Annotated in this window: 12 protein-coding genes; 9 read left to right on the top strand and 3 right to left on the bottom strand. The window is 73.5% G+C overall.

The window, feature by feature from the left end:
* Window positions 1-113 precede the first annotated feature (113 nt).
* The 5 genes from ACFV20_RS27115 (at window position 114) to ACFV20_RS27095 (ending at window position 6626) form a co-directional block, all read left to right on the top strand.
* A complete protein-coding gene (locus ACFV20_RS27115; RefSeq protein WP_385660699.1) occupies window positions 114-791 on the top strand; it encodes an AIM24 family protein in 678 nt (225 codons plus the stop codon).
* Window positions 792-976: 185 nt separating this feature from the next.
* A complete protein-coding gene (locus ACFV20_RS27110) occupies window positions 977-2032 on the top strand; it encodes a tetratricopeptide repeat protein (RefSeq protein WP_385660696.1) in 1056 nt (351 codons plus the stop codon).
* Between the two features lie 236 nt (window positions 2033-2268).
* Window positions 2269-3252 (top strand): polyprenyl synthetase family protein, encoded by a 984-nt coding sequence (locus ACFV20_RS27105; RefSeq protein ID WP_385660833.1) that lies wholly within the window; start codon window positions 2269-2271, stop codon window positions 3250-3252.
* A gap of 370 nt (window positions 3253-3622) precedes the next feature.
* Complete coding sequence (locus tag ACFV20_RS27100) at window positions 3623-4582, top strand: threonine/serine dehydratase (protein WP_385660693.1); 960 nt, start codon at window positions 3623-3625, stop codon at window positions 4580-4582.
* A gap of 382 nt (window positions 4583-4964) precedes the next feature.
* Window positions 4965-6626 (top strand): serine/threonine protein kinase, encoded by a 1662-nt coding sequence (locus ACFV20_RS27095; protein ID WP_385660690.1) that lies wholly within the window; start codon window positions 4965-4967, stop codon window positions 6624-6626.
* On the opposite strand, the gene ACFV20_RS27090 is transcribed toward ACFV20_RS27095, so the two are convergent.
* The gene (locus ACFV20_RS27090; RefSeq protein ID WP_385660688.1) at window positions 6618-8069 is read right to left on the bottom strand and encodes a serine hydrolase domain-containing protein; all 1452 of its coding nucleotides are present in this window, start codon (window positions 8067-8069) and stop codon (window positions 6618-6620) included. The genes ACFV20_RS27095 and ACFV20_RS27090 overlap by 9 nt on opposite strands.
* An 83-nt stretch (window positions 8070-8152) precedes the next feature.
* On the opposite strand from ACFV20_RS27090, the gene ACFV20_RS27085 reads away from it, so the two are divergent.
* The 3 genes from ACFV20_RS27085 to ACFV20_RS27075 all read left to right on the top strand — a co-directional run bounded on the left by ACFV20_RS27085 (window position 8153) and on the right by ACFV20_RS27075 (window position 10873).
* Window positions 8153-9124, top strand: coding sequence for an LLM class F420-dependent oxidoreductase (locus tag ACFV20_RS27085; protein WP_385660686.1), 972 nt, complete (start codon window positions 8153-8155; stop codon window positions 9122-9124).
* 232 nt (window positions 9125-9356) lie between these two features.
* On the top strand, window positions 9357-10385 hold the full coding sequence (locus ACFV20_RS27080; RefSeq protein WP_385660830.1) for a hypothetical protein: 1029 nt from the start codon (window positions 9357-9359) through the stop codon (window positions 10383-10385).
* Between the two features lie 62 nt (window positions 10386-10447).
* On the top strand, window positions 10448-10873 hold the full coding sequence (locus tag ACFV20_RS27075; RefSeq protein WP_385660683.1) for an SsgA family sporulation/cell division regulator: 426 nt from the start codon (window positions 10448-10450) through the stop codon (window positions 10871-10873).
* 22 nt (window positions 10874-10895) lie between these two features.
* Here ACFV20_RS27075 and ACFV20_RS27070 read toward each other — a convergent pair whose 3' ends face one another.
* Window positions 10896-11393: a DUF6328 family protein gene (locus ACFV20_RS27070; protein WP_385660680.1), complete on the bottom strand. Its 498-nt coding sequence runs from the start codon at window positions 11391-11393 to the stop codon at window positions 10896-10898.
* A 143-nt stretch (window positions 11394-11536) separates the two neighbouring features.
* Here ACFV20_RS27070 and ACFV20_RS27065 point away from each other — a divergent pair, with 143 nt between their 5' ends.
* Window positions 11537-11884, top strand: coding sequence for a hypothetical protein (locus ACFV20_RS27065; RefSeq protein ID WP_385660677.1), 348 nt, complete (start codon window positions 11537-11539; stop codon window positions 11882-11884).
* 24 nt (window positions 11885-11908) lie between these two features.
* On the opposite strand, the gene ACFV20_RS27060 is transcribed toward ACFV20_RS27065, so the two are convergent.
* Window positions 11909-12892 (bottom strand): aldo/keto reductase, encoded by a 984-nt coding sequence (locus ACFV20_RS27060; RefSeq protein ID WP_385660674.1) that lies wholly within the window; start codon window positions 12890-12892, stop codon window positions 11909-11911.
* Window positions 12893-13016: the final 124 nt, after the last annotated feature.

The raw sequence follows: 13016 nt of genomic DNA, 5'->3' as shown, positions 1-13016 counted from the left end.
GTTCCCGGGCGTGCCGTGTCCGGCGGTGGGTGACATGGCGTGAGCCGCGGGTGTGTGAAGCGACCGTCTGCCCGATCTTGGCGGAGGGAAACGCTCCGGGCGAGGATGCCGGTATGAAGGGTGATCTGTTTTCCACTGAGCACAGGGTGCAGCCGGCCGTGGCGCCGGGCATGACCGTCGAGAACGCCAAGTGCATCCGGTACACGGTGAACGGCGAGATGCTCGCCCGGCAGGGGGCGATGATCTCCTACCGCGGCACCCTCCAGTTCGAGCGCAAGGGCCAGGGGGTGGGCGGCATGCTCAAGCGCGCGGTCACCGGGGAGGGGCTGCCGCTGATGGCGGTGCGCGGGCAGGGCGAGGCCTGGTTCGCGCACGAGGCGCAGAACTGTTTCATCGTCGATGTCGAGCCGGGTGACGAGTTCACGGTCAACGGCCGCAACGTCCTGTGTTTCGACACCACGTTGTCGTACCGCATCGCCACCGTGAAGGGCGCCGGCATGACCGGCGGGGGCCTGTTCAACAGCGTCTTCACCGGGCACGGCAAGCTGGGCCTGGTGTGCGAGGGCAACCCGCTCGTCATCCCGGTCTCGCCGCAGTACCCGGTGTACGTCGACACGGACGCGATCGTCGGCTGGACGGCGGGCCTGCAGACCTCGCTGCACCGCTCGCAGTCCATCGGGTCGATGCTGCGCGGCGGTTCGGGCGAGGCGGTGCAACTGCTGCTCCAGGGCGAGGGACATGTCGTCGTCCGGCCGAGCGAGGCGACTCCGCACAAGGCGGGACAGCACTGAAAGCCTGTCAGGTGACCTGCGTCTCAGAGGCAACCCGGTCCGTTCCGCCGACGTCTTGATCGGCAACAGGTGATGCCCTGGCCCTCGTGGCCGGGGCAGCTTTCCACCCTTCTATACACCCCATGTATACGCTGCGTGTATACATCGTCGCTCTCCATCGGGTGTGTACGGACCGAAAGGCATCGATGTACGGCAAGGCATTCGCCCCGGAGTACCAGGGCGCGCTCACCACCCTGTCCGTCAACTCCTCGCTGACCGACGTCCTGGCCGCCGGTACCGAGCAGTTGCGGGCGGCCGAGCGCGCCGGACAGCCCGCGGAGGCGGCGCGTTCCGGACTCGCCGTGGCCGAGGCGCACCGGCGGCTCGGCCGGGTCGAGGAAGCGGACCGGGCGTGGAAGGCGAGTTACCGCGCGGCCCGGCAGGCCGGGGACCTCTCCGCGATGGCCTGGGCGCTGTGGAGCGGCGGCACCCTGGCCCGGCAGCGCGGCGCGCTCCCGCTGGCCCGCAGGCTGCTCCGGCTGGCGGCCGACCTGGGCGAACAGGGCGAGGACATCGTCGTCCGCGGCTACTCGCTGGCCGGCCTGGCCGAGACCGGGCGGATCCAGGGCGACTACGAGGCCGTCGGCCGGCTGCACGAGCAGTTGCTCGCCGAGGCCCGGCGGCGCGGGGAGGCACGGCACACGGTGTGGGCGTTGGAGGGCATCGCGCAGATGCACCGCAACACGGGCCGCTACGACACGGCGTACGCGCTGTTCGAGGAGGCCGCCGAGATCGCCGCTCGTGCCGACGACCGCCGCGGCCACGCCTGGGCGCTGCGCGGGCTGGCCGATGTGGTGTCGGTCCGCGACCAGGACACCGAGCGCGCCCTGGAGTTGCTGAGCGAGGCGGAGGTGACGTGCCGCTCGATGCGGCTGTCCAGCGCGCTCGCCTACAACCACAAGATGCGCGGCAACGTCCTGTACCGGGCGGGGCGTTACGCGCAGGCGCGCGAGCTGTACAAGCAGGCGCTCGCGGAGTTCCGGGCGATGAGCGAACCGCGCGGGGAGGCACTGTCACGGCTCGGTCTCGCCAAGTCCCTGGCCCGCCTGGGCCGCGACCGTGACGAGACGGCGGCCGAACTGGCCGACCTCGCCGGCCTGCTGGAGCGCATCGGCCTGCAGCACGCCCGCCGCATGGTGGCGCGGGCCCACGAGGAACTCGGCATACCGTCCGCCGGGCCGGAGACGGAGGCGGCCCGGTGACGGCGCTGCCGACGGCGGCGACGCGGGCCGCCACGACGTCCCCCGCACCGGTCACTCCGACGCCGCCCCAGGGAGCCGGGAAAGCGGTACGACGGGGGGCGACGCCACCGGCCTCGGCATCGGCACCGGTGGGGCCGGCCCGGCAGGACACGGCAGCCGAGGCTCCCGTCGCGGTCCCGGCGGGACGGCGGGGCGAGCCGTACGATCGCGCGGCCGGCGCCGGTGACGCCTCCGAGGTGCTCGGCCGCTGCCGGGCCCTGGTCCGCCCGGCCCTGGAGGAAGCCGTGGGGCGGCTGCACCCCTGGGTGGGAGAGATGGCCGCCTACTCCTTCGGCTGGTGCGAGGTCGGCGGCACACCGGCCGTGGCCTCGGGCGGCAAGGGCGTACGGCAGGCGCTCGCGGTGCTCGGTGCCGAGGCGGCCGGTGCGCCGCGGAGCGCCGGGGTGGCCGCGGCGGTCGCGGTGGAACTCGTGCACACCTTCTCCCTGCTGCACGACGACATCATGGACGGCGACACGGACCGGCGCCGCCGCCCGACCGTGTGGAAGGCCTACGGCACGGGGCCCGCGGTGCTCGCGGGCGACGCCCTGTTCGCCCTGGCCGTCGAGACGCTGGCGGCGCAGCCGGGCGGTGCGCGGGGCGTGCGGACCCTGTCCGTGGCGCTGGGAGACCTGGTGCGCGGGCAGGCGGACGACCTGCTGTTCACCGACCGTCCGTGGACGGGGCCGGAGCGGGTGCGGCCGGAGGAGTACCGGGCGATGGCGGAGCAGAAGACGGGTGCGCTGCTGGGGTGCGCGGCGGCGCTCGGGGCCGTGCTCGGCGGCGCGGTTCCCGGGACGGCCGCCGCGCTCGACCGGGCCGGCCGGCATCTCGGGGTCGCGTTCCAGATCGTCGACGACGTGCTGGGCATCTGGGGCGACCCCGCGGTCACCGGCAAACCGGTCCACGGTGATCTGCGCGAGCGGAAAAGGACGTTCCCGGTGCTGGTGGCGCTCGACTCCCCCCTGGGCGGCCGCGTCGCCGCGCTTCTGGAGTCGGGGGAGGCGACCGGCACGGCGGCCGCGCTGATCGAGGAGGCGGGCGGCCGTGCGGCCGCCTTGGCGGAGGCACGGCGGCACCTCGCCGCCGTCGACAGCGCCCTCGCCGGGGCCCCGTTGGCAGCGGGCGCCGCCACCGACCTGCGGTCGCTGCTGGAGTACCTGGTACGGCGCGACGTCTGAGCGCCCGGCCCGCCCACGTCCGGGCGCGGGCACCCGCCGCGCCAGCTGTCCGGAGCGTGGGTCGCCGCCGCGTCGGACGCCCGGACCGTACGTCCCCGCTTCGCCAGCTGTCCGGAGCGTGGGTGCCCGCCGCGTCGGACGCCCGGACCGTACGTCCCCGCCTCGCCAGCTGTCCGGAGCGTGGGTGCCCGCCGCGTCGGACGCCCGGACCGTACGTCCCCGTCGCGTCAGCCGCCCGGACCGTGGGCGCCCGCCGCATCAGCCGCCCGGAGCGCAGGTGCCCGCCGCATGACGCTTTGACCTCGGCCCCTCGGCGCGTCAGGGTTCGACACGGCGCGTTCCGCGACCCCGCGCCGGAAGGACCACTGTCATGATCGGCATTTCGGAGATCGAAGCCGCGGCCGGCTCGCTCGCCGGGCACGTCGTGCGCACCCCGACCGTGGACAGCCCGGGGCTGTCGGCGCTGCTCGGCGCACCGGTGACGGCGAAGCTCGAACTGCTGCAGCGCACCGGTTCGTTCAAGGCGCGCGGGGCGACGGTGAAGCTGCTGTCGCTGGGCGAGGCCGAGCGGGCCGCCGGGGTCGTGGCGGTCAGCGGGGGCAACCACGGGATCGCCGTCGCCGTCATGGCCGCGGCCCTGGACGTGAAGGCGACGGTCGTGATGCCCCGCTCGGCACCCGCCCGCGCCGTGGAGATCGCGGAGGCGGCCGGCGCGTCGGTGCGGCTGACCGACGACATGGACGGCGCGTTCGCGCTGATGTCACGGCTCCAGCAGGAGGGCCTGACCCTGGTCCACCCCTTCGACGACCCGGCCGTGATCGCCGGGCAGGGCACGGTGGGGCTGGAGCTGGCGGCCGACGCCGGCGAGCTCACCGACGTGCTCGTGAGCATCGGTGGCGGCGGCCTGATCGCCGGTGTCGCCGCCGCGCTGCGGGCCCGCCGGCCCGGTGTGCGGGTGTGGGGTGTGGAGACCGAGGGCGCACAGGCCATGTCCGAGGCGCTGACGGCGGGCGGCCCGCTGCCGGTCGCCCTGTCGTCGATCGTCTCCACCCTCAGCGCCCCGTCCGTGTCGCAGCTGACGTACGACCATGTCTCCGCTTTGGTGACCGAGGTCCTCGTGGTCCCGGACCGGGAGGCCGTGCAGGGCACGCTGGACCTGGCCGACCACGCCAAGGTCTGGGCCGAACCGGCGGCCGGCTGCCTGCTGCCCGCGGCCCGGCGGGTCCTGGAACGGGTCGGCGGCGGGGCCCGGCTCGGCCTGGTGGTGTGCGGGGGCAACGCGACGACGGAGGACGTGTTCGCCTGGTCGCGCCGCTTCGGACTGCGCTGACGACGCGGCCCCTCTCGACGAATCACCGCGGAATTCATCGGAAGGCTCCGAGTTCTGACGCCGCACCCGTCCGGATTTACCGCCGGTTACCAGCAGGCCGGGAGCGGAATAGCGAATCAGCCGGGCCGCGGCGACCGAATTCACCGTGGCCTTCGCCGCCCGGCTGCCGAGGTGAGCCGCACCCGGACCCGCGAAAGACCGCTTTTTCTCGCACACTTGATCCCCACGCTTGATCCCACGGGGTGATCCCCACTTGATCTGCTGCTCGCTCCCTCCTCTTGAACAAAAGACAGGATTGGGGCCGGAGTTGCGATCCGATTGAACGCAGGCCGCCCGACGCCCCGTACTTCTGGATAAGTGAGAGCCAGGTTTCCAGCGAGGGATGGCCATGGGCAGGGCGCACGTCTCCACACAGCAGTTGGTCGCCGGCCGGTACCGGCTGCTCGAGATCCTCCACCGCGAGACCAACCGCGTCTGCTGGTACGCCGAGGACACCGGGGCCGGCGAGTTCTCCCGCCCCTGCCTCGTGACCCAGGTCGGGCTGCCCGAGGACCCGGGCGGGCCCGAGCGCCGGGCCGCCGCCCGCCTGCTGCGCACGACCGAGAGCATGGCGCTGCTGTGCCCCGGCCGGATCGCCACGGTCGTCGACGCGGTCGAGGAGGGCGGCGTGCTGTGGACGGTCAACGAGTGGATCGACGGCACACCGCTCGGTGAACTCCTCTCCGAGCAGGGCACGTTCAACTACGTGCGGGCGGCGCGGATCGGCCTGGCACTGCTCGACGTGCTGGACGCCGCGCACGGCGAGGGCATCACCCACGGCGAACTCAGTCCCGGCCAGGTGTACGTCCGCGAGGACGGCTCGGTCGTCGTCACCGGCTTCGGCCTGGCCGGCGCGACCCTCGCACCCCGGCTCACGGCACCCGCGTTCGCCTCCCCGGAGCAGGCCCGCGACGAGCTCATCGGCCCCGCGGCCGACCTGTGGGCGCTGGGCGCGATCCTGTACACGACGGTCGAGGGCCGCCCGCCGTTCCGGGACCGGGGACGCCCGGAGAACACGCTGAAGGGCGTGGACCGGCTCCCCCTGCGCACGCCGGTGCGCGCCGGGCCGCTCACCCAGGTCGTCCAGGGGCTGCTCCGCAAAGACGCCCGGGAGCGGCTGACCCGCCCGGTGGTGCGCGCGTCGCTGACCCGGGCGCTCAGCGAGGATCCCGAGGCCACGCTGGCCGCGGCGCCGGGCCCGCGGCTGCGCGGCGCCTACGCGGCGGTGCGGACGGGGAGCCCCGCGTGGAGCAGAGGGACCATGGTCGCGGGAACGGCCCTGGCCGTGGTCACCGTCGCGGTCGCCGTGCTCGCCGCGACCCAGGGGCTGCCCGGCACCGGCGGCGGCAGCGACGCGGCCGAATCACCGGCCCGCCCGCCGGCCTCCGCCGCCACGCCGGGTGAGGGCACCGGCGGCAGCCCCGAACCGTCCGGGGCGCCCAGCGGCGCCGAGTCACCCTCTCCCACGCCCACCGCGTCCTCCCCGTCGGGCGAACCCACCCCTGGGCCCACCGCCACGTCCTCGTCGCCCGGCTCGTCCCTGCCGGCCGGCTTCCGGCGCTACCGGGCACCGGAGGGCTTCTCCGTCGCGCTCCCGAAGGGTTTCGAGCGGCTGGACACCGACCGCGACGGCGCCGCCTACCGGGTCGTGTTCGGCGCCGACGGCGACGACCGCACCCTGGCCGTCACCTACAGCGAGCAGGCGGGCCCGGACCCGGTCGCCGTGTGGCGGGACGACGTCGAACCGAACCTGCAACAGGCGGACCACTACGACCGGATCGGCGCCATCCGCGCGACGACGTACCAGGGCCGCGAGGCCGCCGACATGGAGTGGACCACGGACGTCGACGGCACCCGTGTGCACACCTACGGCCGCGGCGTCCTGCTCGGCGGGGGCCGGAGCTTCTCGCTGCGCTGGACGACCCCGGACACCGAATGGGAGACGGCGGCCAACCAGCAGGCGCTGCGCACCTTCTTCAAGACCTTCCTGCCGGACTCAGAGTGAGCCGCGCGGGGCGCGCAGAGCCGTGAGCCGGCCGCCGTGCAGCGGTGCGGTGCGCCAGTGCGCGGTGAGCGTCCGGTCCGCCAGGGAACAGGTCAGCGCCAGACGGTGCGGGGTCTCCAGGAACAGCACGTCCACGGCCAGCGTGCCGTCCTCGGTCCAGCCGCCGCTCACCGCGGTCGGGACGGGATCCTCGGCGAGCGTCCAGCCCGCCCGGCCGATCCGCAGGCCGATCCGGTCGGGGCGGTCCGGCCGGTCCTGCTCTCCGGTCAGGGTCAGCGTCCAGCCGTCCGCGTCGCGGGCGAGCCCGGCCTCACGGACCGGTCCGGGCGGCCCGGAGGGCTTGAACGCGGCGGTCGCCCAGTCCCGCGCCCGCTCCGGGGGCGCGGGAGCGCCCGGGGCGGGCGGCAGCTCGAGCCGGCCGAGGCGCTCGCGCAGCCGCGCGTCGGCCGCCTCGCGGCCCGTCAGCGGCTCGGGTCCGAAGGCGGGCAGCAGGTGCTCCCAGACCAGGTCCAGGTACTCCTGCATCCGCTCGGTCGCGGAGGTCGCCGCGATCACCACGTCGTGCTCCGGCAGCACCAGGCAGAACTGGCCGAACGCCCCGTCCCCCCGGTAGCCGTGCCGGGACCTCCAGAACTGATAGCCGTAGCCCTGGTCCCAGTCCTGCCGCCCCACGTCTCCCATGGCGCCGGCGGTCGGGGTGCGGGGGTGCGAGGCCCTGGCCGCCCATCCCCCGGGGAGCAGCCGCCGGCCCGCCCAGAGGCCGTCGCGCAGGTACAGCTGTCCGAGCCGGGCGACGGCGTCGGTGGTGGCGTGCAGGCCGCTGAAGCCGAGCTCGCGGCCGGCGCGGTCCCGCAGCCAGGACACCGCACCGATGCCCAGCGGAGTCAGCAGCCGGGGCCGCAGGTACGCGGTGAGCGGCTGCCCGGTCACCCGCTGGACGATCGCGGCGAGCGTGTAGGTGGCGGGCTGGTTGTAGGCGAACACGGTGCCCGGGTCGTCATCCGGGGGCAGCAGCAGGAACTGCCGGACGGGTTCGCGGACGCCCGGCCCGAAGACCTCGTCGACGGTGTCCCGCCGGTGGCCGCTCGCCATGGACGCCACGTGCCGTACGAGCATGCCCCGGGTGCGCGGGTCGGTGACGTCGGCCTCGAACTCCGGGAAGTACGAGAGCACGGGCGCGTCGAAGCGGAGCAGCCCCTCGGCCTCGGCCAGGGCCGCGGCGGTGGCGGTGAAGCTCTTGCTGAGCGAGTACAGCAGGTGGCGGCGTCCGGCGGTGTACGGCGCCCACCAGCCGCCCGCGACCAGGTGACCGTGCCGCATGATCATCAGGCTGTGCGGCTCGATCTCGGGCGCGGCTTCCAGGGCGTCGAGGAAGGCCTGCACACCGGAGGCGTCGACACCTTGTGCGGCGGGGCCGGAGGAGGGCAGGGCGGAGGCACTCATGCTCGCATCCTGCACCCGCCGACGCCCTGCCGACGACCTTGATCGAGCCGTTTTCAACTCACGTGTCAGGGGACTCGCCGACTATGGTGCAAATCGGATACACGATGATGACCGAGCAGGCCGGCCCCCGAGAACTCGTCAACCACGTCGTGCGGGCCGAGGAGGCGGGCTTCGACTTCTCGGTGACCTCCGACCACTACTTCCCGTGGTTGCGCTCGCAGGGCCACTCGCCCTACGCGTGGGCGGTGCTCGGCGCGGCCGCCCAGGCCACGTCACGTATCCCGCTCATGACGTATGTGACGTGCCCGACGTTCCGCTACCACCCGGCGGTGGTGGCGCAGAAGGCCGCGACGCTGCAACTGCTGTCCGAGGGCCGGTTCCGGCTGGGCCTGGGGTCGGGCGAGAACCTCAACGAGCACGTGGTGGGCGGCGGCTGGCCGTCCGTCGACGTGCGGCACGAGATGTTCGAGGAGGCCGTGGAGATCATCCGTGCCCTGTTCGAGGGCGGCCACGTCAATCACCGCGGCACGCACTTCGACGTGGAGTCGGCCCGCCTGTGGGATCTGCCGGACGAGGCGCCGCCCATCGGCGTGGCCGTCTCCGGGGAGCGCTCCTGCGAACTCGCGGGCCGGCTCGGTGACCTGGTGATCGCCACCGAGCCCAAGGCCGGGCTGCTGGAGGCGTTCGACCGGCACGGCGGCGAGGGCAAGCCCCGGGTCGGGCAGCTCCCGGTCTGCTTCGACCGCGACCGGGACGCGGCCATCGAGCGGGCGCACTCCCAGTTCCGCTGGTTCGGCAGCGGCTGGAAGGTCAACGCGGAGCTGCCGCACCCGGATTCCTTCGAAGCGGCGACCCAGTTCGTCACGCGGGACGACGTCGCCGAGGCCATCCCGTGCGGCGACGACCCGGACGCGTTCGTCGAAGCCGTCCGCCCGTACGCCGAGGCCGGGTTCACCGAGGTCGCCCTGGTCCAGATCGGCGGCGCGTCGCAGCCGGCGTACCTGGACTGGTCGGAGAAGACCCTGCTGCCCGCGCTGCGGGACGCGTTCGCCTGAGGCCCCCGGCCGGCGCCCGCACGGCCCGCTCGACCGGTCGAGCCCTCCGCTCCGGGGGGCTCTTCGTCGTGAGCGCGCCGATCCGCCGCGCCCTGTCCGTCGTGGGAATCCCGCCGGCAGCGGAGCCGGGCCGGCGGGGAACGGTGAGGTCAGCGGGTGCCGCTAGGCTTCCGTCGGCACCTCGTGCCGTCCGATCTGCCCCGCCTCAGGAGAGTCCTCCGTGACCGTAGCCATGACCCCGCCCGAGACGTCCCCCGCCGTCCCGGCGCCCCTGTCCGACCTGGTCGCGCGGGACGCGCGGGAGTTCGGGGCGTACGCCCGGACCGGCGGGTGGGCGTTCGGTCTGAAGGTGGCGCGCAGCGTGCGGCCCGGCGGGCAGGGCGCGGACGAGACGCCGAAGGTGTCCGCGAAGGAGTTCGCGGAGCTCGCCGGCTGCTCCCCGGAGCGGGTCATGCGCTACTACAAGGCGTGGGACCGGGCCGCGGACGACGGGATGGTCCCGCAGTTCGAGGCGCTGACGCCGGGTCAGGAGGTGGAGCTGCCGGACGCGGACGTGTGGCTGAGCTACTACGTCTCCCGCAACAGCGCCACCTCCGAGCGCGGCACCGCCATCTCCGAGGCCGCCGAGGCGGAGGGCATCCGGCCCACGAAGGCCCTGGAGGTCGCGGAGAACCCCACCGCCCTGCGGGCCGCGATCCTCGCCGACCCCTCTACCGCCCGCGCGGCCCGCCAGGCCCTCCTCGACCGGGTCCGGGAGGACCCGGACCTGCAGTCGGAGCTGGCCCGTGACGTCGTGCGCACCGACGAGCTGAAGAAGGCCGTCGCCGGGGAGAGCAGGGCGGCCGACCGGATCGGGTATGTGCGGCAGATCGCCGAGTCGGGGCAGATCAAGACGCCCGCCGGGCAGACCGTCGACGCGCCCGTCGAACTCCGGCAGGAGGCCGAGCGGCACCTGTCGCTCCTCGACGAGCTGGACGAGGGCGAGGACGCCGGCGAGTGGGCGAGCGAGGCCTACGACACCATGAAGTCGCTCGTCGTGGAGACCGTGGAGGCGGACCCCGGGCTGCGGGTGCAGGAGCGGCGTACGAAGTTCTACAGCAGCCTGCAGAAGGCGACGAAGGTGTTCGAGGAGCTGACCTTCGACGACGCCGGCGAGTTCTACGAGGACGACATGGTGCAGCGCCTGGAGGAGCTCCAGCGGGCCGTGGCCGTCTGTATCGAGTCGCTGCGCGGCGCTCGGGGGAATCACCCGGTCGGCTGAGCATTTCGGCGGAATCGGGGGTACTAGAGGGCTCTACATCGGTTCTTCCCGGAGGCCCCCTCGTGAACTCGTTCGTCCACAAGACCCTGGTGGTGCAGCTCCAGGCGGGCGACACGGACCGTTTCTCCGTGCTCGCCCACCTGAGCTACGACGCCGCGGACCCGTTCGCCGTCACCGTGGTCTTCAGCCATGACGGCCGTGTTCTCGCCCGGTGGCAGCTGGACCGCGAGATGCTCGGTGACGCGCTGCGGCGTCCGGTCGGGGTGGGCGACGTACGGATGCGCCCGCTGTCGCGGGGCATGTGGCAGGAGCTGCGCATGGAGTTCCTCGGGGACGCCCGCTCCGACGGGGGCCGGCACCACGCGGTGGTGTTCGGGTGGGCGCCGGGATTCGCCGCGTTCCTGCGCGAGACCTACGCGGTGGTCCCGCCCGGCCGCGAGGAGGTCCGGGTCGACGACTTCCTGGAGGGGGTCCTGGCCGGGGGCTGAAACGGGGGCCGGTGCCGGGTCCTCACCGCGATGTGTGGCGGTGCCGGGTCCACAGCGGCAGGACGAACCAGCACAGCAGGTACCAGCCGACCACTCCGGCGACCAGGTACGGCACGAAGCCGTCGTGCGTCGCCACGCGCAGGATCAGCAGCAGTGAGGCGGTCGTCGTGGCGAGCAGCAGCACGAGGCCGAGCAGGGTCAGACGCGAGGCCAGCCGCACCGCCTGGGGTTTGAGGCGCCGGCCGGCGACGAGGCGGTGCAGGGCCACCGGTCCGATGAGCGCGCCGGTGGCGCAGGCCCCCAGGACGACGGTCACGAGGTAGATCGTCTGGTCGGTGCCGGAGAGACGCGCGTACTTCTCCGTGAAGACCACGGTGAGCAGGAAACCGAACAGGATCTGGACGCCCATCTGGGCCACGCGGACCTCCTGGATGAGGTCCTGCCACATCCGGTCCGCTCGCTCCTCCTCGGTCTCGTCGCGCCCCCGGCGCACTCCCCCGCCCGCTGCCGCGTCCGCCACTGCTCCTCCAGATGTGAGTTCGGGACCCTCCTCCACCCCGGGTTCCCCGGAACGGCTCCTCCTCCCGGCGGCGGTTTGAGCAATCAGGGGACGGTTACACGGACGGCGCGAATGACGCAGAGGACCGAGGAGGTCGTGGACGCATGTCCGGTACGCAGCTCACCGTGACGCTCAGCGGCGGAGGCACCGACGACGCGCAAGCGGTCGTCCGGGCCCTGGAGGGCACGTTCGGGGCGCCGGACGAACGTCCCGCCGACGGGAACGCGACGGTGCACACGGCGACCTTCGACGGGGAAGGCGACGCGACGCCCCCGGCCGGCGGCGCGACGGGCCCGGGGCGGCTGTCCGCGCCGGTGACCGTCACCGTCCAGGGCAGCCCGGAGGCCGTGCGGCGGGCGAGCGACACGCTCACCCGGGCCTTCACGGCACGCGACGACGGTGCCGCCTCCGGCGACCAGGAGCAGGAGAGGCAGCTGCTCCTGGAGCCGTGAGAGCTGGAGCCGTGAGAGCCGGTGTCACCAGCGCGATTCGACCTGCTCCCTGATGCGCCGGTCGTAGAGGTCGCGGATCGCCGCCGTCGTCTCGCCGGGCAGCTCCGGCAGGCGGGCGGCTGCCGCGTTCGCCCGGGCCTGCTCGGGTGAGCGCGCGCCGGGGATCACGGTCGTGACGCCGGGCTGCTCGACGATCCAGCGCAGCGCCAGCTGGGCCGGGGTGTATCCCTCGGGGGCGAGCGCCGCGAACTCGGCGGCCGCCTCGACACCGGTGGCGTAGTCGACGCCGGAGAAGGTCTCGCCCTGGTCGAAGGCCTCGCCGTGCCGGTTGTAGGTGCGGTGGTCGTTCTCCGGGAATACGGTCTCCCGGGTGTACTTGCCCGAGAGCAGGCCGGAGGCGAGCGGCACCCGGGCGATGATGCCGACGCCCGCCTCACGGGCGGCCGGGAGCACCTCGCGCAGGGGCTTCATGCGGAACGGGTTGAGGATGATCTGCACGCTCGCCACGTTCGGCCGGGCGATCGCGGTCAGCGCCTCCTGGCAGGTCTCGACGCTGACGCCGTAGGCGGCGACGCGCTCCTCCTCGACCAGGGTGTCGAGGGCGTCGAACACCTCGTCCGAGGAGTAGACGGGTGTCGGCGGGCAGTGCAGCTGCACCAGGTCGATCCGGTCGACGCCGAGGTTGCGCCGGGATCGGTCGTTCCACTCACGGAAGTTGTCGAGCACATAGTTGGCGGGGATCTGGTCGACCCGGCGGCCCATCTTCGTGGCGACCATGACGTGCAGGTCCGGACGGCCGCTGAGGAACGCGGCGATGGTCTGCTCGCTGCGGCCGTCGCCGTACACGTCGGCGGTGTCGAAGAAGGTGACCCCGGCCTCCGCCGCCGCCTCCAGGACCGCGAGGGCTTCCTTGTCGTCGACGTCTCCCCAGTCGGCACCCAGCTGCCAGGTGCCCAGACCGATGACGGAGGCGTGCTGACCCGACCTGTCGAATGTGCGCTCGTCCATGGGCGTCAGTGTGTCACCTGTCACCGCGGGGTGCGGAACGTGTCGCTCCAGCCTGCCGAACCCCCCACCATTCACCCACACGAGTGAATCAGAAGCGACAGGAACACGACACGTGTCAGCCGGC

Source organism: Streptomyces sp. NPDC059696 (assembly GCF_042733745.1).
Classification (GTDB): Bacteria; Actinomycetota; Actinomycetes; order Streptomycetales; family Streptomycetaceae; genus Streptomyces.
This window is presented reverse-complemented; position numbering and strand designations above follow the sequence as displayed.

Excerpts from the sequence above, each read along its gene's own strand:
- ACFV20_RS27115 (WP_385660699.1), top strand. The coding sequence starts at position 114 with ATGAAGGGTGATCTGTTTTCCACTGAGCACAGGGTGCAGCCGGCCGTG.
- ACFV20_RS27110 (WP_385660696.1), top strand. The coding sequence starts at position 977 with ATGTACGGCAAGGCATTCGCCCCGGAGTACCAGGGCGCGCTCACCACC.
- ACFV20_RS27100 (WP_385660693.1), top strand. The coding sequence starts at position 3,623 with ATGATCGGCATTTCGGAGATCGAAGCCGCGGCCGGCTCGCTCGCCGGG.
- ACFV20_RS27095 (WP_385660690.1), top strand. The coding sequence starts at position 4,965 with ATGGCCATGGGCAGGGCGCACGTCTCCACACAGCAGTTGGTCGCCGGC.
- ACFV20_RS27090 (WP_385660688.1), bottom strand. The coding sequence starts at position 8,069 with ATGAGTGCCTCCGCCCTGCCCTCCTCCGGCCCCGCCGCACAAGGTGTC.
- ACFV20_RS27085 (WP_385660686.1), top strand. The coding sequence starts at position 8,153 with ATGGTGCAAATCGGATACACGATGATGACCGAGCAGGCCGGCCCCCGA.
- ACFV20_RS27080 (WP_385660830.1), top strand. The coding sequence starts at position 9,357 with ATGACCCCGCCCGAGACGTCCCCCGCCGTCCCGGCGCCCCTGTCCGAC.
- ACFV20_RS27065 (WP_385660677.1), top strand. The coding sequence starts at position 11,537 with ATGTCCGGTACGCAGCTCACCGTGACGCTCAGCGGCGGAGGCACCGAC.
- ACFV20_RS27060 (WP_385660674.1), bottom strand. The coding sequence starts at position 12,892 with ATGGACGAGCGCACATTCGACAGGTCGGGTCAGCACGCCTCCGTCATC.